This is a genomic window from Streptomyces sp. GD-15H (assembly GCF_045291515.1).
Classification (GTDB): Bacteria; Actinomycetota; Actinomycetes; order Streptomycetales; family Streptomycetaceae; genus Streptomyces.
Genome location: NZ_CP149447.1, coordinates 5,250,247 through 5,272,969, shown reverse-complemented (window position 1 = coordinate 5,272,969; position 22,723 = coordinate 5,250,247). Strand labels below are relative to the sequence as shown.

Genomic DNA, 22,723 nt, shown 5'->3' with positions numbered 1-22,723 from the left:
ACCCCGCGGGGTGCCCTCGGCCATGCCCGTCGGCGCTGCCACGCGGTGTCACATCGTGGCGCCCGCCATGGCACGGCAGGACTCGGCACAACGGCGGCAGGACTCCGCGCAGCGCATCATCTGCGCGTCGTCCGGCATGGACATACACGCCTCGGCGCCCAGGTCACAGGCCGTGGCACACATCGCGCACACCTCGGCGGCGAGCGGCGAACGACGCATCATCATGTCGGCGCACATGCGGGTCGTCTCGGCGCAGTCCATGAGGGCCCGCATGATCTGCGTGGGGGCGTGGTCGGTCATCTGCAGACAGGAGCTCATGGTCTCCTCGCAGACGCTGTGGCAGGACATGCACGCGTTGACGCAGTCCTGCATCTCCTTGCTCATCGGGGTCGTGGCGGCAGACTGCTGGGTCATGGTTCCTCCCGGGGAGCGGGGGAGCCGGGGTCCGGCCCCCTCCCCTCCGTCCTACGCCCGCCGCCCCATGACCACCACAGGACGGACGAAACCCGCCGTTACGGCAGGTTGCGGGCCATGACGATGCGCTGGACCTGGTTGGTGCCCTCGTAGATCTGTGTGATCTTCGCGTCCCGCATCATCCGCTCGACCGGGTAGTCGCGGGTGTAGCCGTAGCCGCCGAGGAGCTGCACGGCGTCCGTGGTGATCTCCATGGCGACGTCGGAGGCGAAGCACTTGGCGGCGGCGCCCTGGAAGGTGAGGTCGGCGTCGCCGCGCTCGGACTTGGCGGCGGCGGCGTAGGTGAGCTGGCGGGCGGCCTCGATCTTCATGGCCATGTCGGCGAGCATGAACTGGACGCCCTGGAAGTCGGCGATCGGCCTGCCGAACTGCTTGCGCTCCCGGACGTAGCCCTTGGCGTAGTCGAGGGCGCCCTGGGCGATGCCGAGGGCCTGGGCGGCGATGGTGATGCGGGTGTGGTCGAGGGTCCGCATCGCGGTGGCGAAGCCGGTGCCCTCCTCGCCGATCATGCGGTCGGCGGGGATGCGGACGTTGTCGAGGTAGACCTCGCGGGTGGGCGAGCCCTTGATGCCGAGCTTCTTCTCCGGGGCGCCGAAGGAGACGCCCTCGTCGGACTTCTCGACGACGAAGGCGGAGATGCCCCGGGAGCGCTTGGTGGGGTCGGTGACCGCCATGACCGTGTAGTACTCGGACTCGCCGGCGTTGGTGATCCAGCGCTTGACGCCGCTCAGGACGTAGGTGTCGCCGTCGCGGACCGCCTTGGTCTTCATGCCGGCCGCGTCGGAGCCGGCGTCCGGCTCGGAGAGGCAGTAGGAGAACATGCCGTCGCCCTGGGCGAGCGGGCTCAGGTACTTCTTCTTCAGCGCCTCGGAACCGGAGAGGATCACCGGGAGGGAGCCGAGCTTGTTCACGGCGGGGATGAGGGAGGAGGACGCGCAGACGCGGGCCACCTCCTCGATCACGATGACGGTGGCGAGCGCGTCGGCGCCCGCGCCGCCGTACTGTTCGGGCACGTGGACGGCGTGCAGGTCGTTGGCGCGGAGCGCGTCGAGCGCCTCCCGCGGGAAGCGGGCGTCCTCGTCCACCGCGGCGGCGTACGGCGCGATCTTCGCCTCGGCCAGCGAGCGGACGGCGTCACGGAGCATGTCGTGCTCCTCGGACGGGCGGTACAGGTCGAAATCAGCCGATCCGGCCAAGGTCTCTCACTCCAAAGACGACGGGGGCGACGCTCTGATGATGCTAACTACCGTTAAGTAACTCCCATATTAGAACTTCCGTCCGCGCGGGAGTAGGTGAGTTTGCCGACAACGGGCCGGATCTCCGCTGCGGCACGCTCGTCGACCCCGGTTATGCTCAGGCCCGCACCACCTGCCGTATACCCCTTGGAGCACGCATGGCCCTCAGGATCACCGTGATCGGCACCGGTTATCTCGGTGCGACACACGCTGCGGCCATGGCGGAGCTCGGGTTCGAGGTACTGGGCCTCGATGTCGTGCCGGAGAAGGTCGGCATGCTCCGGCGGGGCGAGGTCCCGATGTACGAGCCGGGGCTCGAGGAGCTGCTGCGGCGGCATGTGGCGGGGATCGAGGGGTCCACCGGCAGGCTGCGGTTCACCATGGACTGGGCCGAGGTCGGGGCGTTCGGCGACATCCACTTCGTCTGCGTGAACACTCCGCAGCGGCACGGCGAGTACGCCTGCGACATGTCGTACGTCGACTCCGCGTTCGCCTCGCTGGCCCCGCACCTGACCGGCCCCGCGCTGGTCGTCGGCAAGTCGACCGTGCCGGTGGGCTCGGCCGACCGGCTGGCCGCCTACCTGACCGAGCACGCGCCGGCGGGCGAGGACGCCGAGCTGGCCTGGAACCCGGAGTTCCTGCGTGAGGGCTTCGCCGTCCAGGACACGCTGCATCCGGACCGGATCGTGGCGGGCGTGCGCAGCGAGCGGGCGGAGAAGCTGCTGCGGGAGGTGTACGCCACGCCGGTCGGCGAGGGCACCCCGTTCGTGGCGACCGACTTCCCGACCGCGGAGCTGGTGAAGACCTCCGCGAACTCCTTCCTGGCCACCAAGATCTCGTTCATCAACGCCATGGCCGAGCTGTGCGAGGCCACGGGCGGTGACGTGGCCAGGCTGGCGGAGGCCATCGGGTACGACGACCGGATCGGCGGGAAGTTCCTGCGGGCCGGGATCGGTTTCGGCGGCGGGTGCCTGCCGAAGGACATCCGGGCGTTCATGGCACGCGCCGGTGAGCTGGGCGCGGACCAGGCGCTGACCTTCCTGCGGGAGATCGACTCGATCAACATGCGTCAGCGCGGCCGGATGGTGGAGCTGACCCGTCAGGAGCTGGGCGGCGGCGCGTTCCTGGGCAAGCGGGTCGCGGTGCTGGGCGCCACCTTCAAGCCGGACTCGGACGACGTACGGGACTCGCCGGCGCTGAACGTCGCCGGCCAGATACACCTGCAGGGCGGTCAGGTCACCGTGTACGACCCGAAGGGCATGGACAACGCCCGGCGCCTCTTCCCCACCCTGGGGTACGCGGACTCGGCGCTGGACGCGGTGCGCGGCGCCGATGTCGTACTGCACCTGACGGAGTGGCGGGAGTTCCGCGAGCTGGACCCGGCGGCGCTGGGCGAGGTCGCGGCCCAGCGGCTGGTCCTCGACGGGCGCAACGCACTGGACGCCGAGGCGTGGCGCCGGGCCGGATGGCGCTACCGCGCGATGGGCCGCCCCACCGCCTGACGGAACGGGTGACGCCGGTTCGGCCGAGGCTCAGTCGGCCGAACCGGCGTCCGACTGCATTCTGCACCACGGGGTGGGCCGGGTGGGGCTCCTGGGGCCCATCGGCCGCCGCGCAGGGCTCTCCGAGCTCCCTCGGGGCCCACTCGGACCCCCTTCAGGCCCCCTTCGCGCGGTAGCGGCGCATCTTGGCGCGGGCCCCGCACACCCGCATGGAGCACCAGCGGCCGCGGCCGGCGGGACTGCGGTCGTAGTACGCCCAGTGGCAGTCGGCGGCCTCGCAGGCCTTCAGCCTGATCCAGGTACCCGCCGTGACCGCTTCCGCCACGGCCGCCGCGATCCGTGAGAGCAGCGGCCCCTCGTCGACGGGTGCGAGAGCGGCGGAGCCGTCCGCCGGGTCGACGGTGACCACCAGAGGGGCGCGCGCGAGCAGCATGCCGAGCGGGACGACCTCGCGGTGCGGCGGATGGCCGGCGTGGGCGAGCAGGGTCGCGCGCAGCGCCTCGCGCAGCTCGCGTGCCGCCTCGACGCCCGCCGTGCCGTCCTCCGTGAGCCCGAAGCGCGCGCGGCCGTCCGCCGTGTCCAGCGCGTCGTCGCCCGTCTCGATGTCGAGCGTGTTGACGAGGTCCTCGACCAGGACCAGCCCACCGGGCGCAGCCGATCTCTCGCTCATGTCCGGACGGTACCTCTCGCGTCCCCGTGCGTTTCCCCTTGCGACGTTACCCCCTGTGCGGCAGCATGCAGTAACGGTTACTGGTTACCCGCCTCTACGGGTAACCGAGGGATTCGGAGGAGGAAGTCATGTCCGTTGCCAAGGTGGGCGCCGTCGTCCTGGACTGCCCCGACCCGCGTGCGCTGGCCGGTTTCTACGCCGAGGTGGTGGGCGGCACGGTCGTGGACGAGGGCGAATGGGTGGACCTCCGGGTGCCCGGCGGACCCACGCTCGCGTTCCAGGCGGCCCCCGGACACGTACCGCCGCGGTGGCCGGCGCCGGACCACTCGCAGCAGTTCCACCTGGACCTGACCGTCGAGGACCTGGACGCCGCGGAGAAGGAGGTGCTGGCGCTCGGCGCGAAGCCGCTGGACGCGGAGGACCGCTCGCGGACCTTCCGGGTGTACGCGGACCCGGCGGGGCATCCGTTCTGCCTGTGCGCCGGCTGACACCGGGAGGACCCGTGACCGCCGCGGCCCGCCTGCGTTCCGTCGTCGTCGACTGCCCCGAGCCGCGCGAGCCGGGCCGCTTCTACGCGGCCGTCGCGGGTGGCACGTCCGAGGAGGAGGCCCCGGACCGGGTGGTGCTCCAGATCCCCGCCGGGCCGCGGCTGGCCTTCCAGCGGGCACCCGGGTACGCCCCGCCGGACTGGCCGCGGGCCGACCACGGCTCCCAGCAGTTCCACCTCGACTTCGACGCGGGAGGCACCTGGGAGGAGATCGACGACGCCGAGCAGAAGGTGCTGGCGCTGGGGGCGCGGGTGCTGGACCGGGAGAGCCCTGAGGAGGGCGCGGAGAAGGACTTCCGGGTGTACGCCGACCCGGCGAGGCATCCGTTCTGCCTGTGCCGGGTCGAACAGCCCTGATCGAGCGGGTACGGGGAACCGGGTACGGGGGCGAAGGGCGGGCCCTACCGCCCTTCGCCCCCGTACGTGTGCGCGTGTGCGCTCAGCCGTCGAGTGACTCGATGGTCGCGTGGGACGGTCCGCGGGTCGCCCGGAGTTCCCGGGCCGTGTCCTCGGCGGCGCCCAGTACCCGTACCGCGTTCTGCCAGGTCAGCTTGGCCAGGTCGGACCTGGACCAGCCGCGGTCGTGCAGTTCGGCGATCAGGTTCGGGTAGCCGGACACGTCGTCGAGGCCGTCCGGGGTGAAGGCGGTGCCGTCGTAGTCGCCGCCGATGCCGAGGTGGTCGATTCCGGCGACCTCACGCATGTGGTCCAGGTGGTCGGCCACCGTGGCGACCGTGGCGACCGGGCGCGGGTGGCGCTCCTCGAAGGCGGCGTGCACCCTCATCGCCTCCGCGGTGGTCTCCAGGTGGTGGAGACCGTGGGCGCGCATGTTCTCGTCGGCCTCGGTCGTCCAGTCGACCGCCGCCTGAAGCACGAACTTCGGCACGAACGTCACCATCGCGACGCCGCCGTTGGCGGGCAGCCGCTCCAGTACGTCGTCCGGAATGTTGCGCGGGTGGTCGCAGACCGCGCGGGCGGAGGAGTGGGAGAAGATCACCGGCGCGGCCGTGGCGTCCAACGCGTCCCGCATGGTCGTGGCGGCGACGTGCGAGAGGTCGACCAGCATGCCGAGCCGGTTCATCTCCCGGACCACCTCGCGGCCGAACTCCGACAGGCCGCCCACGCCGGGCTCGTCCGTCGCCGAGTCCGCCCAGTCCACGTTGTAGTTGTGGGTGAGGGTCAGGTAGCGCACGCCGAGGTCGTACAACCCGCGCAGGGTACCCAGGGAGTTGGCGATGGAGTGACCGCCCTCCGCTCCCATGAGCGAGGCGATGCGGCCCTGTTCGCGCGCGGCCTCCATGTCGGCGGCGGTCAGCGCGGGCGCCAGGTCCTCCGGGTGGCGGGCCAGCAACTGCCTTACGCAGTCGATCTGCTCCAGGGTGGCCGGCACCGCGTCGGGGAGGTCCGCGCGGACGTACACCGACCAGAACTGGGCGCCGACGCCGCCCGCGCGCAGCCGGGGGATGTCGGTGTGCAGGTGCGCGGACTGGTCGCCGGCGATGTTCCGGGCGTCGAGGTCGTAGCGGACCTGTTCGCGCAGTGCCCAGGGCAGGTCGTTGTGCCCGTCCACGACGGGGAAGTCGGCGAGGAGGGCGCGGGCGACGTCGAGTGAGGAACCGTCCGGAGAGGTCATGGGGCTCACTTCCCGAAGCCGAAGCCGTTGCCGGAACCTTCGGTCCGGGCGCGCAGCCGCTTGCCCTTCTCCGTGGCCCGGTCATTGAGGTCCTGCTGGAACTCCCGCATCCGGCCGAGGAGTTCCTCGTCGTGGGCGGCGAGCATGCGGACCGCCAGCAGGCCCGCGTTGCGGGCGCCGGCCACCGAGACGGTGGCGACCGGGACACCGGCCGGCATCTGCACGATGGAGAGCAGGCTGTCCATGCCGTCGAGGTGCTTCAGCGGCACCGGGACGCCGATGACCGGCAGCGGGGTGACCGAGGCGAGCATGCCGGGAAGATGGGCGGCGCCGCCCGCACCCGCGATGATCACCTTCAGTCCCCGGTCCGCGGCCTGCTCGCCGTAGGCGATCATCTCGCGGGGCATGCGGTGCGCGGAGACGACGTCGACCTCGTGGTCGATCTCGAACTCGTCGAGGGCCTTGGCCGCGGCCTCCATGACGGGCCAGTCGGAGTCCGATCCCATGACGATGCCGACTACGGGGCTGGGGCTCATTCGGTGATCGTGCCTCTCAGGTAGCCGGCTGCGTGACGGGCGCGTTCCAGCACGTCGTCCAGGTCGTCGCCGTAGGTGTTGACGTGGCCGACCTTGCGGCCGGGCTTCACGTCCTTGCCGTACATGTGGATCTTCAGCCGGGGGTCGCGGGCCATGCAGTGCAGGTACGCGGAGTACATGTCGGGATAGTCGCCGCCGAGGACGTTGGCCATGACCGTCCACTTGGCGCGCGGGCGGGGGTCGCCGAGCGGCAGGTCGAGGACGGCGCGGACGTGGTTGGCGAACTGGGAGGTGACCGCGCCGTCCATGGACCAGTGGCCGGAGTTGTGCGGACGCATCGCGAGTTCGTTGACGAGGACGCGACCGTCGCGGGTCTGGAACAGCTCCACGGCGAGATGGCCGACGACGCCGAGTTCCTTGGCGATGCGCAGCGCCATCTCCTCGGCGCGCAGCGCGAGGGCCTCGTCGAGGCCGGGCGCGGGGGCGATCACCGTGTCGCAGACGCCGTTGACCTGCTGGGACTCGACGACCGGGTAGGCGACGGCCTGACCGTGCGGGGAGCGGACCACGTTGGCGGCCAGCTCACGCACGAAGTCGACCTTCTCCTCGGCCAGCACCGGGACCCCGGCCTTGAAGGGCTCGGCGGCCTCGGCCGCGGAGTCGACCACCCACACGCCCTTGCCGTCGTAGCCGCCGCGCACCGTCTTCAGGACGACCGGGAAGCCGCCCGCCCGTCGCCCGCCACCCTTGTCGGAGGGCGCTTCGCACCCATCCCTTTCGAGCTCCGCGGCGAACGCGGCCACGTCCTCGGGACCGGTGACGATGCGGTGCCGCGGGCAGGGCACGCCCATCGCGTCGAGCTTCGCCCGCATCACGCCCTTGTCCTGGGCGTGCACCAGCGCGTCGGGGCCGGGGCGGACGGGGATGCCGTCGGCCTCCAGGGCCCTGAGGTGCTCGGTGGGCACGTGCTCGTGGTCGAAGGTGATCACGTCGCAGCCGCGCGCGAACGCGCGCAGCGTGTCCAGGTCACGGTAGTCGCCGACGACGACATCGCTGACGACCTGCGCCGCGGAATCCTGCGGAGTGTCACTGAGGAGCTTGAACCTGATGCCGAGCGGGATGCCCGCCTCGTGTGTCATACGAGCGAGCTGGCCCCCGCCGACCATGCCGACTACCGGGAACGTCACACCCCCAGGGTATCGGTCGAGCCACGGTGGCCGATTCCACGGCTGTTCTCGGACCCCGCCGGTGGTCCGCCCGTACCCTTCGGCGGTCCTCCGCCCCTTTCCCCGTCTCCTCCGGCCTTTCCCCGGTCATTCCCGGACGGTCTGCGGCCGAAAGGTCCGTCCGCAGGAAGATCGCGAGAACGGGTGGTTAGCATGGTGTGGTTGACGCCACTCTGACGCCACACTACGGACGGGGGCCGGCACGACCATGGGACGCGGTTCCTCGGGGCCTTCGACAGCCCCGGCCCCGCGCGGCACCGTGCGGCACCGCCTCGACCGGCTCGTCCGTGAGGCCGTGAAGTTCGGTGCGGTCGGCGGGGCCGGGCTGTTGGTCAATCTCCTCGTGTTCAACCTGGTCCGGCAGGTGACCGACCTCCAGGTGGTGCGAGCGAGCGTCATCGCGACCATCGTCGCGATCGTCTTCAACTACCTGGGCTTCCGCTACTTCACCTACCGGGAGCGCGACAAGTCCGGGCGCACCAAGGAGATGTCGCTGTTCCTGCTGTTCAGCGTGGTCGGTCTGGTGATCGAGAACGGTCTGCTGTACACGGCGACGTACGGGTTCGGCTGGGACAGCCCGCTGCAGAGCAACATCTTCAAGTTCCTCGGCATCGGTGTCGCCACCCTGTTCCGTTTCTGGTCCTACCGCACGTGGGTGTTCCGCGCCCTGCCGGCCCGCGAGCCGGGCACCGGGAGCGCGGCGGGAGCGGTCGCGGGATCGGTCGCGGGTCCCTTCGCGAAGGACGGGTCGGCGAAGCCACCTGCCCGGCAGCGCGTGCCGTAGGCGCCGACGGCCCCGCCCCCTCCTGTCCTCTGCCCTCCTCGGACCGCCCGCTACCTGACCGTGCGGCGGTCGTCGTCCCGGGCCTTCCGCGGCGTTGTGCGGGACAGGAACAGGCCGAAGACCGGGGGCTTGGCCTGGAGCATCTCCAGTCGGCCGCCGTCCGCCTCCGCGAGGTCCCGGGCGACCGCGAGGCCGATGCCGGTGGAGTTGTGGCCGCTGATCGCCCGTTCGAAGATGCGGGCGCCCAGGTCGCCGGGCACCCCGGGGCCCTCGTCCGTGACCTCCACGACGACCTGGTTTCCGGTGACGCGGGTGCGCAGGGCGACCGTGCCGCCGCCGTGCATGAGCGAGTTCTCGATCAGGGCGGCCAGGACCTGGGCGACCGCGCCCGGCGTGCCCACCGCCCGCAGGTTCCGCTTGCCGGAGCTGACAATGGCGCGGCCGGCACTGCGGTAGGCGGGGCGCCACTCGGCGAGCTGCTGCTGGATCACCTCGTCGAGTTCGAAGGTGACCGCGGAGCCGTTGCGCGGATCGCGGGCGTTGGTCAGCAGCCGTTCCACCACGTCCGTGAGGCGTTCCACCTGCGTCAGCGCGATGGTCGCCTCCTCCTTCACCGTGTCCGGGTCGTCGGTGAGGGTGATCTCCTCGAGGCGCATGGACAGGGCGGTGAGGGGGGTGCGCAGCTGGTGGGAGGCATCGGCGGCCAGTCGCCGTTCCGCGGTCAGCATGCGGGCGATGCGCTCGGCGGAGGAGTCCAGCACGTCCGCGACCCGGTCCAGCTCGGGGACGCCGTACCGCCGGTGGCGGGGGCGCGGGTCGCCCGAGCCGAGGCGCTCGGCGGTCTCCGCGAGGTCGGTCAGCGGGGAGGCGAGCCGGTTGGCCTGGCGGACCGCCAGCAGCACCGCGGCGATCACCGCCAGCAACGCCACCAGCCCGATGATCAGCAGCGTACGGCCGACCTCCCGGGTCACCGAGGAGCGCGGCTCCTGAACGGTGACCGTCTCGCCCTCCTCGCCCGGTACCGAGGCGCTGATGACGTCGCCGTCCGGCTTGTCGCCCACCTCGATGGGCGCCCTGCCGGGGATGCGGATGACGGCGTAGCGGTCCTCGGCGATCTGGTCGCTCAGGACCTCGGCGGTGACCTTCTCCTCGACGAGCAGTCGGCTGTCGACGATGCTGGCCAGCCGTACGGCCTCGGACTCGACCCGTTCCCTGGCGCTGTCGCTGATCGTGCGGGTTTCCACGATCACCAGGGACACGCCGAAGACGGCGATCACGACGAGCACCACGGCGAGCGTGGAATGGATCAGTCGGCGGCGCATGACCTCTTACCCCAAAGAACCCCCCTGTGGTGGGGTTCAGCTCTTCTCGAAGCGGAAACCCACACCCCGGACGGTCGCGATGTAGCGGGGGTTGGCCGCGTCGTCGCCGAGTTTCTTGCGCAGCCAGGAGATGTGCATGTCGAGGGTCTTGGTGGACGACCACCAGGTGGTGTCCCAGACCTCGCGCATCAGCTGGTCGCGGGTGACGACCCGGCCCGCGTCCCGGACCAGGACCCGTAGCAGGTCGAACTCCTTGGCGGTGAGCTGCAGTTCCTCCTCGCCCATCCACGCCCGGTGCGACTCGACGTCGATGCGCACGCCGTGGGTCGCGGGCGGCTGCTGCGGCTCGGTGGCACCGCGGCGGAGCAGGGCCCGTACCCGGGCGAGCAGTTCGGCGAGCCGGAACGGCTTGGTGACGTAGTCGTCGGCGCCGGCGTCCAGACCGACGACGGTGTCCACCTCGTCGGCGCGCGCGGTCAGGATCAGGACGGGAACCGTGTGACCGTCGGAACGCAGCCGGCGGGCGACCTCCAGGCCGTCCATGCCGGGCAGCCCGAGGTCCAGCACCACCAGGTCGATGCCGCCCTGCAGGCCTGCGTCGAGCGCGCTGGGTCCGTCCTCACGCACCTCCACCTCGTAGCCCTCCCGGCGCAGGGCACGGGCCAGTGGCTCCGAGATGGACGCGTCGTCCTCGGCGAGCAGTACACGGGTCATGCACCGATGGTAGTCCCGCCGCGACACGGCCCGGGGTGTGATCACGGACGCCGATTCCTACCGCACGCACACCTGTTCCTCACTTCGGGGGCCGCGCGACGGGCCTGGGGCTGTGGGGTGCGATCCTGAAAAGAACCTTCGATTGAGTGATTACGGTTCCTCCTTGGCCTGTGATCCCTGTCTCAAGTCCTTCCATATCCGGCACTGTCCTGCCGTATGGTGAATCAACGCCTGTTGCACTACGGGGACCTTTGGCGCTGTTGACGCCGAGGGTCTCTTTTGCGTGCGGGCCGGCTTCCGCCGGCCTGCGCGGGCCGGTTTCCCGCCGGCCCCGTAAGGAATGACCTGTGGCCGGGCCGCTACGCACATTGACGCGCGTAGAGGCGTGGATCCCGGTGGTCACCGTCCCCCTCTCCGTGATCCGGAGCGGACTCCCCAGGGGCGTGGGGTGGACGGCACGGCCCGCCGGTGCCGGCCGCCCCCACCGGGCGCGTACCCGCTCGCGCGACGCGTCCCGATCAGCAAGGAACGACCATGGCGTCCAGCCTGACGAAGGACTCGGTCCCACCCGGCACCCCCGGCTCCGAGAAGACCTTCTTCGGCCACCCCCGCGGACTGGCCACTCTCTTCATGACCGAGATGTGGGAGCGATTCTCCTACTACGGCATGCGAGCTTTGCTCCCGCTGTACCTCGTCGCCCCGGGCGGCATGGGCCTGAGCGCCGGCACGGCGACGGCCATCTACTCGGTGTACCTGTCGCTGGTGTACCTGCTCACGATGCCGGGCGGCTGGTTCGCCGACCGGGTCCTGGGACCGCGCAAGACCGTCGCCGTCGCCGGTGCGGTAGTCGTGCTCGGCCATCTGACGCTGGCCCTGCCGTCCGCCGGCACCTTCTACGCGGGCCTCGGCCTGGTCGCCATCGGTTCCGGTCTGCTGAAGGCCAACATCTCCACGATGGTCGGCCAGCTCTACGACGGTCCGGACGACCCGCGCCGCGACGGCGGCTTCACCGTCTTCTACATGGGCATCAACCTCGGTGCCTTCTTCGCGCCGCTGATCATCGGCACCGTCGGTGAGGGCGTCAACTGGCACCTGGGCTTCGGGCTCGCCGCGCTCGGCATGGGGCTCGGCCTGGTCCAGTTCCTGCTGGGCAGCCGTCACCTCGCCGCGCACTCCAGCGTCGTACCCAAGCCGCTGACCGCCGCGGAGAAGTCCTCCACGCTGCGCAAGGCCGCTTTCTGGGCCGGCATCGCCGTCGTCGCCTACGCCATCGTCGGCTTCTCCGGCAACTACACGCTGAACTGGATCCTGGTCCCGCTGACGCTGCTCGGCCTGATCATCCCGGTGCTGGTGCTGGTCCGGATCAAGCGCGACCGGGACCTGGACCAGGCCGAGCAGTCGAAGATGTCCGCGTACATCTGGTTCTTCGTGGCCGCGGCCGTGTTCTGGATGATCTACGACCAGGGCGGTTCGACCCTTTCGCTCTTCGCCGACTCGTCGGCCGAGAACAGCGTCCTCGGCTGGGAGTTCCCGGTCTCCTGGTACCAGTCGGTCAACCCAGTCCTGATCATGGCGCTGGCCCCGGTCTTCGCCTGGTTCTGGCTGGCGCTGAACCGGCGTGGCAAGGAGCCCAGCACGATCGTGAAGTTCGGCTCCGGTCTGGTCCTGATCGGCGCGTCCTTCTTCCTGTTCCTCGCCCCGCTGTCGATCGCCGAGGGCGGTCACAAGGTGGCGGCGGCCTGGCTGGTGGCGATCTACTTCACGCAGACTGTCGCCGAGCTGCTGGTCTCCCCGGTCGGCCTGTCGGTCACCACGAAGATGGCGCCCGCGAAGTACGCCTCGCAGATGATGGGCGTCTGGTTCCTGGCCGTCACCGCCGGTACCGCCACGACCGGCCTGCTGTCCACCGCCGGCGTCGACCTGAACAGGCCGGGCGTCGTCGCGATGGAGGCCACCCTCGCCGTGGTCGCCGGTATCGCGGTGTGGGTGTACCGCAGCAAGGTCAAGTCCCTCATGGGCGACATCCGCTGATCGCCTGAGCCCGGCCAGCTCGCCGGCCACCGTCTCGCGACGGAGGGCCCCGCGTCCACAGGTACGTGGACGCGGGGCCCTCCGGGCGTTCAAGCGGCGGGCGGGGGCGGGGCGCCGCCGTCGGTCAGGCGGGTGCCCCGAGTTCAGCCCACACGGTCTTGCCCGCGATGCCCGGAGTGCGTACGACCCCCCAGTCGAGGCAGAGCCGCTGGACGATGAACATGCCGTGGCCACCGGGCAGGCCCGACCGGTGCGGGGTGCGCGGGGCCGGCTGGCCGGTGCCCCGGTCGGTGACCTCGAGCCGGATCATCTTGTTGTCGCAGACGATGCCCAGCTGATCGGGCCCCTCGGCGTGCAGGCAGGCGTTGGTGACCAGTTCGGACACGACGAGCAGGACGTCCTCGGCGGCGGCCCGCCGATCGGCGGTGGCGGCGGGCAGCCAGCCCCACGCGTGCAGCGCCTGGCGGGTGAAGTCACGGGCGAGGGGCACGACGCCGCTCTGGTCGTCGAAGCTCAGTCGGCGGACCTGGCGCCCTCCCGGCGAACCCGACGACCCGGACGACGGCCCCGCCGGCCCGGACGACGATCCGGACGGCGCGGCCACCTCTCCGGACGCGCTCGCCGTCGGTGCGCCGCCCCCGGGAGCGCCGCTGGGCTCCGGACCGCGGTCGCCCGGCGGGTAGGGCCGGGTGGTGCTCATCAGCGCTTCACCTCACCGATTCACCAGTTCACGATTTCAAAGAATCCGTATTCAGTCAGTCACACGGTGCGGGATCGTCCGGTTCTCGGCATCCCCGCGACCACGGCAGCGGACACGTTCAGCTTGTCTCCTGCCCTGGGTTACCGGGGGAACACCCCCGTGTTCGCACGAGGAAGGCGCAACGGCAGGCAGGTGACACGGAGGGTGACGCAGGAGAGGACGCGTCGCGGGACGCGAAGAAAGACGCGCCGGAAGGAGAACGGCGGTCCCGGGGCTCGCCCCGGGATGGCGCCGGCCTGCCCGCGCGGTCATCCGGAATCGTCGGCGAGAGCCGCCTCGAGGCTGTCGTGAAGGGTGAACACCGCTTCCGCCCCGGTGATCTCGAACACGCGCGCGACCATGGGCTGCATCCCCGCGAGGTGCACCCCGCCCCCCGCGGCGTCCGCCTTCAGCCGGGCACCGAGCAGCACGTTGAGCCCGGTGGAGTCGCAGAACTCCAGCCCCGAGCAGTCGATGACAAGCCGGTTGAATCCCTTGGCGAGGAAGTCCTCCAGTGGCTCACGCAACAGATCGGCGGTGTGGTGATCCAACTCACCCGCCGGGGTCACGACGGCACTGGGGCCCTCTTCTCGTACCTCGACCAGAAGCCGGCCCGACTGTGCGCTGCCGACCGTCCCGCGGTCCATGCCGACTCTCTCTCCCACCGGTCGTGACTGCTGCTGACGTTGTCGAACATTACGCCCTACCGCCGCGCTTCGACAGCCGAACAATCAGCCACAAACGGACATATGGCCATAGAACTCACTTGCGGCGAGCTCGGGAAAACGGGTAGGGCTAGTAAGGACACGTACCCGACACGGCCGGCTTTGGAGGCGCCGCACACCGCAGTGCACGTAACGGCATCGGCAGCCATATGCCGAGAACGATGGAGGACATCATGTCACCCCGGCTCGACGGATCGCCTACCCAGAAAGCGACGTCGGCACTCCCTCCGGAACATCTGGCTCCCATCGAGCAGGACGACATGGGTGTCGTCCCGGACGACGGCCTCCTCGCCGGCCTCCCGGAGATCCCCCCTTACGACGAAGTGGGCCCGGTCGACGCGCGGGCGTTGTCCAAGAGCCTCTTCGAGCGGCTGGAGTCGCTGGAGGAAGGCACCCGCGAATATTCCTACGTACGCAACACGCTCGTCGAACTGAACCTGGCCCTGGTCAAGTTCGCCGCCTCCCGGTTCCGCTCGCGCAGCGAGCCGATGGAGGACATCGTCCAGGTCGGCACCATCGGTCTGATCAAGGCGATCGACCGCTTCGAGCTTTCGCGCGGTGTGGAGTTCCCCACCTTCGCGATGCCGACCATCATCGGCGAGATCAAGCGCTTCTTCCGTGACACCTCGTGGTCCGTGCGCGTACCGCGCAGGCTGCAGGAACTCCGGCTCGACCTGGCCAAGGCCGGCGACGAGCTGGCCCAGCAGCTCGACCGGTCCCCGACCGTGGCCGAACTGGCCGAGCGCCTGGACATCTCCAAGGACGAGGTCGTCGAGGGCATGGCGGCGTCGAACGCCTACACCGCCTCCTCGCTGGACGCCCAGCCGGAGGAGGACGACTCCGAGGGCGCGCTGGCGGACCGGATCGGCTACGAGGACCACGGACTCGAAGGCATCGAGTACGTCGAGTCGTTGAAGCCGCTGATCGCCGAACTCACCCCGCGCGACCGCAAGATCCTCTCGCTGCGCTTCGTCGCGGGGATGACCCAGTCGGAGATCGGCGAGGAGCTGGGCATTTCACAGATGCACGTCTCACGGCTGCTGTCACGCACACTGGTGCGGCTGCGCAAGGGGCTGACGGTCGAGGAATGACGGGCCGCGCCCCGTGCCCTGTCGGCGCCGACCGCCCCTTGCGGGCACCGGGCACCGGCCGGGCACGGGGCGCGACGCGTTACCCACGGTCACCCCTTTCCCCCGGGCCTTCTTCCTCCACTATGGGCACGCCCAAACCGGCTGGTATGTCAGGACAGCAGGTCCGACAGGGCCTAGGAGGCGGTGCATGGCTCGGGACGACGGAACCTTCCATGGCGACGGGGTCGGTGACGGACGACCAGGTACGCACGCGGGCGCGTCCGACCTCCGGCTGACCGAATCGCTGCGCGCCGACACCCCGGCCGCGTACTCGGCACTCCAGGAACTCCGCGCCCGGCACGGCCCGTCCGTGCTCGCCTACGCCCGCCGGTGCACCACGAGCGACTCCAGCGCGCGTCAACTCGCCGCGCAGGCCTTCACGGACGCCGCCCGCGAGACCGCCCGCGGCACCGATCCCGGTGGCCCCCTGCGCCACCGACTCCTGCTGTTGACCGCCCGGGTGGCAGCGACCTGGGCCACCGACGGACGGGCCGGCGGGCTCGACTCCGGACTGCACCTCGTGCTGAGCTCGTCCGGCCCCGACGGCCCGGTCCCGTCCATGCTCGCCGCCTTCCGGACACTGCCCTACCGGGCGCAGGGCCTCCTCTGGTACGGCATCGTGGAACAGGAGCCCGCGGACCGTACGGCGACGCTTCTCGGCCTCACCCGTCAGGACGTGGCCTACGGCACCCGGCCCGCGCTGCAGTCTCTGGGCCAGGCCTGTCTGCGGTCCCGGCTGGCCGCCTCGGACGACCCCCGGTGCGCCGACTTCCGCCGGCTCATCGAGGAGTCGGTACGGCCCGACGGCCCCCGCGACAGCGCCGACCTGCACACCCACATGGCCCACTGCGGGCACTGCACCGCGGCGTACGAGGAACTGTGCGCCCTGCGGGACGCACCGCGCGCCACCCTGGCCGAGGGGCTGCTGCCGTGGGCGGGCACGTCGTACACCGCACCCCTGCCGGGGTCGGCCGAGCCGTCCGCCGGCCCCGGTACCGAGGTCGGGACGCGGCCGCTGTCCCGGCGTCTGGTGCTGGCCTCGACGGCACTCGGCGTGGCCGTGGTGCCGCTGCTGCTCCTGCTGTGGTCACCGGCCGATACGCCGGCCGACCGCACCTCGGATTCGGTCCCCACCCCGGCGGTCCCGCCGCCGGTGACCGTGACGGCCACACCCTCACCGCCCCCCGCCGCGTCCGCGACGCACTCCCCCTCACCGTCACCCTCGAAGAGCAGGAAGCCCAGCCCGTCGAACACCCCGCACCCCACGCCGTCCCCCACGTCGTCCCCCACCTCCGCGTATCCGCCACCGGGCGGCACGTACGCGCGGGTGGTGAATCTGGCGTCGGGCCTGTGCCTGGACATCGCCGGCGACCTGGAGAACCGCACGGACGTCGTCACGGCCCCCTGCGACTCCTCCCGCTCGCAGCGGTGGCGGGTCGACGCGGAGCGCGGTGTGCTGCGGTCCTACGCCGACTCCGACTACTGCCTGGACAGCCGTGGCGCGGTGAGCCGGGGCGTCGGCATCTGGGAGTGCGACTCGGTGGACGGGCGCAATGGGCAGAACCTGCGCTTCGCCGTCGACGCCCGGGGGGTGGTCCGCCCGGCCATCGCGCCGGACCATGCGGTGACGCCGGCCGGGGGCGGCTCGGTGTCCCTGGTCAGGGAGGCGGGGCGGGCGGATCAGCGGTGGCGGGCCGGGGCCTGAACCCACTGGTCAGAGCGCGCGGACGCCGCGCCGCCACACGCCGCTGACCAGCGGGACGCCGGGGCGGTAGGCCAGGTGGACATGGCTCGGGGCGTCGAGGAGGACGAGGTCGGCGCGGGCGCCGGGGGTGAGGCGGCCGATGTCGGTGCGGCGCAGGGCCGCGGCGCCGCCCGCGGTGGCCGACCAGAGGGCCTCGTCGGGCGTCATGCCCATGTCCCGCACGGCGAGCGCGACGCAGAACGGCACCGAGGACGTGAAGGACGACCCCGGGTTGCAGTCCGTGGACAGCGCGACGGTGACGCCCGCGTCGAGCAGCCGACGGGCGTCCGGCCACGCGGCCCGGGTGGAGAACTCGGCACCCGGCAGCAGGGTCGCCACCGTTCGACTGTTGGCCAGGGCGTCGACGTCCGTGTCGGTGAGGTGGGTGCAGTGGTCGGCGCTGGCCGCGTCGAGTTCGACGGCGAGCTGGACGCCGGGGCCGTGGGAGAGCTGGTTGGCGTGGACGCGCGGGTGCAGGCCCTTCGCCCTGCCCGCGGTGAGGACGGCGCGCGCCTGGTCGCCGTCGAAGGCCCCCTTCTCGCAGAAGACGTCGATCCAGCGGGCGTACGGCGCGCAGGCGTCCAGCATCGCGCCGGTGACCAGGGCGACGTCGCCGGCCGGGTCGTCGGCGTACTCGGGGGCGACGATGTGGGCGCCGAGGTAGGTGACCTCGTCGGTGTGGCGGGCGGCCAGTCGCAGGGCGCGGGCCTCGTCCTCGGCGGTCAGGCCGTAGCCCGACTTGGTCTCGAGGGTGGTGGTGCCCTGACGGAGCGCCTCGGTGAGCAGGCGGGTCAGGTTCGCCTCCAGTTCCGCGTCGCTCGCGGCCCGGGTGGCGGCGACGGTGGTGCGGATGCCGCCCGCGCTGTAGGGGCGGCCGGACATCCGGGCGTTGAACTCGTCGGTGCGGTCTCCCGCGAAGACCAGGTGGGAGTGCGAGTCGACGAAGCCCGGGATCACCGCACGGCCCTCGGCGTCGACCCGGTTGTCAGTGGCGGGTGCTTTGCTCGATTCACCGGTCCACACGATGCGGTCACCGTCCATGACGACGGCCGCGTCGCGGATCGCACCGAGGGGGGATGCTCCCCCGGTGCCGGACGTGCTCGAGCGGGGGACCCCCCTCCGAGGGAGGGGTCGTTGGTGACCAGCGTGGCGATGTTGACGATGGCGGTGCTGCTCATGGCGTCCTCGTGGGTGGCGGCGGTTGCGGGGCCGGGGGGCGGGCTCAGGCACTCGGCGTTCCAGCGCGCGAGGTCCAAGCGCTCGATACTCAGGCGTTCAGTGCCTCGATCGCCTGCGCGAGGGCGTGCGGCACGTCGGGGACGAGGGTGTGCGCCCCGTCGCGTACGACGTGCCGTCCGGCCACGATCGTGTGCCGTACGTCGGCCGCCGTCGCGGCGAATACGGCCGTCTCGGCGCCGAGTCGGGGTGGTGGCCCCGCGGTTCTGACCGACTCCAGCGTGAGGGTGGTCAGGTCGGCGAGCGCTCCGGGCTCGACGGCGCCCGCCCGCTCCCAACCGAGGGCGGCGTGACCGTCGGCGGTGGCCGCCCGCAGCAGGGCGTTCGCCGTCCAGTGGCCGCGGGTGCGGGTGCGCAGGCGCTCGTTGAGCTCCAGGGCGCGCGCCTCCTCCAGCAGGTCGATGACGGCGTGGCTGTCCGAGCCGAGGGAGAGCGGGGAGCCCCGGCGCTGGAGGGAGACGGCGGGGCCGATGCCGTCGGCGAGGTCGCGTTCGGTGGTGGGGCACATACAGGTGCCGGTGCCGCTGCCGCCGATCAGCGTCATGTCCTGGCCGGTGAGGTGCGTGTTGTGGATGCCGGTGGTGCGCGGCCCGAGCACGCCGTGGTCGGCGAGCAGGCGGGTCGGGGTGCGGCCGTGCGCCTCCAGGCAGGCGTCGTTCTCCGCGATCTGCTCGGACAGGTGCACATGCAGCGGGGCCCGCCGCTCCTCGGCCCAGCGTGCCACGGTCGCCAGCTGACGGGCGGGCACGGCCCGTACGGAGTGGATGGCGGCACCGATCCGCGCGTGATCCCGTTCCTTGAGAACTGAACAGCGTTCGGCCCATGCCTCGGCGGTGCCGTCGGAGAAGCGGAGCTGGTGGGTGTGGGGCGGCTCGCCGAAGCCGGCGGACAGGTAGGCGGCGTCGAGGAGGGTGATGCGGATGCCGGCCTCGGCGGCGGCCGCGATGAGGGCCTCGCCCATGGCGTTGGGCTCGGCGTAGCGGGTACCGCCGGGCGCGTGGTGGACGTAGTGGAACTCGCCGACGGCGGTGACGCCGGCGAGGGCCATCTCGGCGTACACGGCGCGGGCGAGCCGGTGGTAGGTCTCGGGGGTCAGCCGGTCGGCGACCGAGTACATGACCTCGCGCCAGGTCCAGAAAGTTCCGGAGCCGACCTGGACGGTGCCGCGCAGCGCGCGATGAAAGGCATGGCTGTGGGTGTTGGCCAGGCCGGGGATCGTCAGGCCGCGCAGCACCTCGGCGCCGCGCGGCGGGGCGGGGACGTCTTGGCGGACGGCGGTGATGCGCCCGTCCGCGACCTCGACGGTGACGCCCGGCTCGACGTGGGTGCCGAGCCAGGCGTGCTCCAGCCAGTACGTCCGTCGGGTGGTCACGTGCGGGCCAGTCCTTCCAGTACGTCGGCGAGTGCGGCCACCCCGGCGACGCAGTCGTCCTCGTCGGCGTACTCGGCCGGGGAGTGCGAGACGCCCGTGGGGTTGCGCACGAACAGCATGGCGGTCGGGATGCTTCCGGAGAGGATTCCGGCGTCGTGTCCGGCGCCGGTGCCGAGGACGGGGACCGCGCGGTCGCTGTCGCGGCCCAGGATGCGGGCGAGTTCGTCGCGCAGGACGTGGTCGAACTCGACGACGGGCGTGCGGGACTCGCGGACCACGTCCAGGTCCACGCCGTGGGCGGCTGCGTGGTCGCGGGCCGCCTTCTCCACCCCGGCGACCACGGCGTCCAGGCTCGGCTGGTCGGCGGCGCGGGAGTCGAGCCAGCCGCGCACCAGGGAGGGGATGGCGTTGACGCCGTTCGGTTCCACGGCGATCTTGCCGAAGGTGGCGACGGCACCGGCGAGTTCGGCCTCGCGGCGGGCGGCGAGGACGGTCTCGGCGTACGGCAGCATGGGATCGCGGCGGTCGGTGAGGCGGGTGGTGCCGGCGTGGTTGGCCTCGCCGCGGAAGTCGAACCGCCAGCGGCCGTGCGGCCAGATGGCGCTGGCGATGCCGACCCGGTCGCCGGACAGGTCGAGGGCTCGGCCCTGTTCGACGTGCAGTTCGACGAAGGCGCCGATACGGGCGAGCCGTTCGGGGTCGGGGCCGATGGCGTCGGGGTCGTGTCCGGCGGCCTCCATCGCCCGGGGCAGGGGGGTCCCGTCGCCGTCGGTGAGGCGGTGCGCCTGCGCGCGGGTGAGCTGTCCGGCGGTGAGCCGTGAGCCGACGCAGGCGAGCCCGAAGCGGGCGCCCTCCTCGTCGCCGAAGTTGACGATGCCGAGGGGGCGGCTGAACGGCGTTCCTCTCCGGCGCAGTTCATCGAGGGCGGCGAAGGCGGAGACGACTCCGAGGGGCCCGTCGAAGGCGCCGCCGTCCGGCACGGAGTCCAGATGGGACCCGGTGACGACGGCGTCCCCGGCGGCGGGATCGCCCAGCCAGGCCCATTGGTTCCCGTTCCGGTCGACGTCGAGCCGCAGCCCCCGCAGTTCGGCCTGTGCGGTGAACCAGGCCCGGCATTCGGCGTCGGCGCCGGTCCAGGCGTATCGCCGGTAGCCGCCGGAGCCGGGGTGGCGGCCGAGGGGGAGCAGTTCACGCCACATCGCCTGGAAGGTGGGGGTGTGGCCGACGGGGTCGTCGCCGTGGCCGGTGGGGCCGGTGCGGTGCCGTGGGTCCCGCTCTCCTCGCGGGTCACGTTCTCGTCGCGGGTCACGTTCTCGTCGCGGGTCACGCGCGCTCGTCCTCACCCTCGCGCCCCTCGCGCATCGGCACGCGCACCCCTCGCTCGGACGCCACCGAGTCCGCGCTCTCGTATCCGGCGTCCACGTGCCGGATGACTCCCATCTCGGGGTCGTTGGTCAGCACGCGCCGGATCTTCTCGCCGGCCAGGCGGGTGCCGTCGGCGACCGTCACCTGCCCCGCGTGCAGGGAGCGGCCCATGCCGACGCCGCCGCCGTGGTGGAGGGACACCCAGGAGGCCCCGGACGCCACGTTCACCATCGCGTTGAGCAGCGGCCAGTCGGCGATCGCGTCGGACCCGTCGAGCATGGCCTCGGTCTCGCGGTACGGGGATGCGACGGAGCCGCAGTCGAGGTGGTCGCGGCCGATGACCACGGGTGCCGACAGCTCGCCGCTCGCGACCATGTCGTTGAACCGCTCGCCCGCCTTGTCCCGCTCGCCGTATCCGAGCCAGCAGATGCGCGCGGGCAGACCCTGGAACCGGACCCGTTCCCCCGCCATGCGCATCCAGCGGGCGAGGGACGCGTTCTGGGGGACTCGGCCTCGGGGAACAGGTCGAGGACGGCCCGGTCGGTCTTCGCGATGTCGGCGGGGTCGCCGGACAGGGCGGCCCAGCGGAAGGGGCCCCTGCCCTCGCAGAACAGCGGGCGAATGTAGGCGGGGACGAAGCCGGGGAAGGCGAAGGCCCGGTCGTACCCGGCGAGTTGGGCCTCGCCCCGGATGGAGTTGCCGTAGTCGAAGACCTCGGCCCCGGCATCCATGAAGCCGACCATCGCCTCAACGTGCCGGGCCATGGACTGGCGGGCGCGGGCGGTGAAGCCGGCCGGGTCCTTGGCGGCGGCGTCGGCCATGTCCTCGAAGGAGACCCCGACGGGCAGGTAGGCCAGTGGGTCGTGGGCGGAGGTCTGGTCCGTGACGATGTCCACGGGGGCGCCCATGGCCAGAAGTTGCGGGAGCACCTCGGCGGCGTTGCCGAGGACGCCGATCGACAGCGGGCGGCGGGCGTCGCGGGCCTCGGCGGCCAGCCGCAGGGCGTGGCCGAGGGAGTCGGCCCGCACGTCCAGGTACCGGTGCTCGATGCGGCGGTCGATGGCGCGGGGGTCGCAGTCGACGCAGATCGCGACGCCGTCGTTCATGGTGACGGCGAGCGGCTGGGCGCCGCCCATGCCGCCGAGGCCGGCGGTCAGGGTGAGGGTCCCGGCGAGGGTGCCGCCGAACTTCTTGGCGGCGACGGCGGCGAACGTCTCGTAGGTGCCCTGGAGGATGCCCTGGGTGCCGATGTAGATCCAGGAGCCGGCGGTCATCTGCCCGTACATGGTCAGGCCGAGGGCCTCCAGGCGGCGGAACTCCTCCCAGTTGGCCCAGTCGCCGACGAGGTGGGAGTTGGCGATGAGGACGCGCGGGGCCCATTCGTGGGTCTGCATGACGCCGACGGGACGGCCGGACTGGACGAGCATCGTCTCGTCCTGCTTCAGGGTCCTGAGGGTGCGGACCATGGCGTCGAAGGAGCGCCAGTCGCGGGCCGCCTTGCCGGTGCCGCCGTAGACGACGAGCTGGTCGGGGTGCTCGGCGACCTCCGGGTCGAGGTTGTTCCGCAGCATGCGCAGGGCGGCCTCCTGGGGCCATCCCAGGGCGCTCAGTTCGGTGCCGCGCGGCGCTCGGACGACTCTGGGTCCTGACATGGTCCGCCTCCTGGTGACGTGCTCCCGCACCTACTGCAGATATTCACACATTCGCAGCCTGAATAGAGCTAGTCAATACGGCCGGT

The 22,723-nt window shown here is 71.7% G+C and carries 19 protein-coding genes and 2 pseudogenes; 7 read left to right on the top strand and 14 right to left on the bottom strand.

Annotated elements, in window-relative coordinates; genetic code table 11:
• Positions 1 to 48 precede the first annotated feature (48 nt).
• Together WJ438_RS25080 and WJ438_RS25075 are read right to left on the bottom strand one after the other, a co-directional pair.
• On the bottom strand, positions 49 to 414 hold the full coding sequence (locus WJ438_RS25080) for a four-helix bundle copper-binding protein (protein ID WP_406727241.1): 366 nt from the start codon (positions 412 to 414) through the stop codon (positions 49 to 51).
• A gap of 98 nt (positions 415 to 512) precedes the next feature.
• Positions 513 to 1,670 (bottom strand): acyl-CoA dehydrogenase family protein, encoded by a 1,158-nt coding sequence (locus WJ438_RS25075; protein WP_406727240.1) that lies wholly within the window; start codon positions 1,668 to 1,670, stop codon positions 513 to 515.
• Positions 1,671 to 1,867: 197 nt separating this feature from the next.
• Here WJ438_RS25075 and WJ438_RS25070 point away from each other — a divergent pair, with 197 nt between their 5' ends.
• A complete protein-coding gene (locus tag WJ438_RS25070; protein WP_406727239.1) occupies positions 1,868 to 3,211 on the top strand; it encodes a UDP-glucose dehydrogenase family protein in 1,344 nt (447 codons plus the stop codon).
• 154 nt (positions 3,212 to 3,365) lie between these two features.
• On the opposite strand, the gene WJ438_RS25065 is transcribed toward WJ438_RS25070, so the two are convergent.
• Complete coding sequence (locus WJ438_RS25065) at positions 3,366 to 3,881, bottom strand: CGNR zinc finger domain-containing protein (RefSeq protein WP_406727238.1); 516 nt, start codon at positions 3,879 to 3,881, stop codon at positions 3,366 to 3,368.
• 128 nt (positions 3,882 to 4,009) lie between these two features.
• On the opposite strand from WJ438_RS25065, the gene WJ438_RS25060 reads away from it, so the two are divergent.
• Positions 4,010 to 4,369 carry a VOC family protein gene (locus tag WJ438_RS25060; protein WP_406727237.1) on the top strand — a complete coding sequence of 120 codons (360 nt, stop codon included), beginning with the start codon at positions 4,010 to 4,012 and terminating at the stop codon, positions 4,367 to 4,369.
• Between the two features lie 14 nt (positions 4,370 to 4,383).
• The gene (locus WJ438_RS25055; RefSeq protein WP_406727236.1) at positions 4,384 to 4,785 is read left to right on the top strand and encodes a VOC family protein; all 402 of its coding nucleotides are present in this window, start codon (positions 4,384 to 4,386) and stop codon (positions 4,783 to 4,785) included.
• Between the two features lie 82 nt (positions 4,786 to 4,867).
• On the opposite strand, the gene WJ438_RS25050 is transcribed toward WJ438_RS25055, so the two are convergent.
• Genes WJ438_RS25050 through WJ438_RS25040 form a run of 3 tightly spaced genes read right to left on the bottom strand, consistent with a single transcriptional unit; the run spans position 4,868 to position 7,784 of the window.
• Positions 4,868 to 6,061, bottom strand: a complete 1,194-nt coding sequence (locus WJ438_RS25050) for a dipeptidase (protein ID WP_406727235.1) — start codon at positions 6,059 to 6,061, stop codon at positions 4,868 to 4,870.
• 5 nt (positions 6,062 to 6,066) lie between these two features.
• The gene (purE, locus tag WJ438_RS25045) at positions 6,067 to 6,597 is read right to left on the bottom strand and encodes a 5-(carboxyamino)imidazole ribonucleotide mutase (protein WP_406727234.1); all 531 of its coding nucleotides are present in this window, start codon (positions 6,595 to 6,597) and stop codon (positions 6,067 to 6,069) included.
• On the bottom strand, positions 6,594 to 7,784 hold the full coding sequence (locus WJ438_RS25040; protein ID WP_406727233.1) for a 5-(carboxyamino)imidazole ribonucleotide synthase: 1,191 nt from the start codon (positions 7,782 to 7,784) through the stop codon (positions 6,594 to 6,596). The genes purE and WJ438_RS25040 overlap by 4 nt, the downstream gene beginning before the upstream one ends.
• A gap of 247 nt (positions 7,785 to 8,031) precedes the next feature.
• On the opposite strand from WJ438_RS25040, the gene WJ438_RS25035 reads away from it, so the two are divergent.
• Positions 8,032 to 8,607, top strand: coding sequence for a GtrA family protein (locus WJ438_RS25035; protein ID WP_406727232.1), 576 nt, complete (start codon positions 8,032 to 8,034; stop codon positions 8,605 to 8,607).
• Between the two features lie 50 nt (positions 8,608 to 8,657).
• On the opposite strand, the gene WJ438_RS25030 is transcribed toward WJ438_RS25035, so the two are convergent.
• Positions 8,658 to 9,929 carry an ATP-binding protein gene (locus WJ438_RS25030; protein ID WP_406727231.1) on the bottom strand — a complete coding sequence of 424 codons (1,272 nt, stop codon included), beginning with the start codon at positions 9,927 to 9,929 and terminating at the stop codon, positions 8,658 to 8,660.
• Positions 9,930 to 9,965: 36 nt separating this feature from the next.
• Positions 9,966 to 10,643: a response regulator transcription factor gene (locus WJ438_RS25025; protein ID WP_406727230.1), complete on the bottom strand. Its 678-nt coding sequence runs from the start codon at positions 10,641 to 10,643 to the stop codon at positions 9,966 to 9,968.
• A 534-nt stretch (positions 10,644 to 11,177) separates the two neighbouring features.
• Here WJ438_RS25025 and WJ438_RS25020 point away from each other — a divergent pair.
• Positions 11,178 to 12,674 (top strand): oligopeptide:H+ symporter, encoded by a 1,497-nt coding sequence (locus WJ438_RS25020; RefSeq protein WP_406727229.1) that lies wholly within the window; start codon positions 11,178 to 11,180, stop codon positions 12,672 to 12,674.
• Positions 12,675 to 12,798: 124 nt separating this feature from the next.
• On the opposite strand, the gene WJ438_RS25015 is transcribed toward WJ438_RS25020, so the two are convergent.
• Entirely contained in the window at positions 12,799 to 13,374 is a 576-nt protein-coding gene (locus WJ438_RS25015) for an ATP-binding protein (RefSeq protein ID WP_406727228.1), read from the bottom strand.
• Positions 13,375 to 13,682: 308 nt separating this feature from the next.
• On the bottom strand, positions 13,683 to 14,060 hold the full coding sequence (locus WJ438_RS25010; protein ID WP_406729804.1) for an STAS domain-containing protein: 378 nt from the start codon (positions 14,058 to 14,060) through the stop codon (positions 13,683 to 13,685).
• Positions 14,061 to 14,299: 239 nt separating this feature from the next.
• Here WJ438_RS25010 and WJ438_RS25005 point away from each other — a divergent pair, with 239 nt between their 5' ends.
• Both WJ438_RS25005 and WJ438_RS25000 read left to right on the top strand, forming a co-directional pair.
• Positions 14,300 to 15,229: an RNA polymerase sigma factor SigF gene (locus tag WJ438_RS25005; protein WP_406727227.1), complete on the top strand. Its 930-nt coding sequence runs from the start codon at positions 14,300 to 14,302 to the stop codon at positions 15,227 to 15,229.
• 187 nt (positions 15,230 to 15,416) lie between these two features.
• The gene (locus WJ438_RS25000) at positions 15,417 to 16,973 is read left to right on the top strand and encodes a ricin-type beta-trefoil lectin domain protein (protein ID WP_406727226.1); all 1,557 of its coding nucleotides are present in this window, start codon (positions 15,417 to 15,419) and stop codon (positions 16,971 to 16,973) included.
• Positions 16,974 to 16,982: 9 nt separating this feature from the next.
• On the opposite strand, the pseudogene hutI reads toward WJ438_RS25000, so the two are convergent.
• From hutI to hutU, 4 genes and pseudogenes are all read right to left on the bottom strand, one after another.
• Positions 16,983 to 18,190 (bottom strand): annotated as a pseudogene (hutI, locus tag WJ438_RS24995) (imidazolonepropionase).
• Between the two features lie 89 nt (positions 18,191 to 18,279).
• Positions 18,280 to 19,620: a formimidoylglutamate deiminase gene (locus WJ438_RS24990; protein WP_406727225.1), complete on the bottom strand. Its 1,341-nt coding sequence runs from the start codon at positions 19,618 to 19,620 to the stop codon at positions 18,280 to 18,282.
• Positions 19,617 to 20,819, bottom strand: coding sequence for an allantoate amidohydrolase (locus WJ438_RS24985; protein WP_406727224.1), 1,203 nt, complete (start codon positions 20,817 to 20,819; stop codon positions 19,617 to 19,619). Before WJ438_RS24985 ends, WJ438_RS24990 begins: the two co-directional genes overlap by 4 nt.
• A gap of 124 nt (positions 20,820 to 20,943) precedes the next feature.
• A pseudogene (gene hutU, locus WJ438_RS24980) lies at positions 20,944 to 22,637 on the bottom strand (urocanate hydratase).
• Between the last annotated feature and the right edge of the window lie 86 nt (positions 22,638 to 22,723).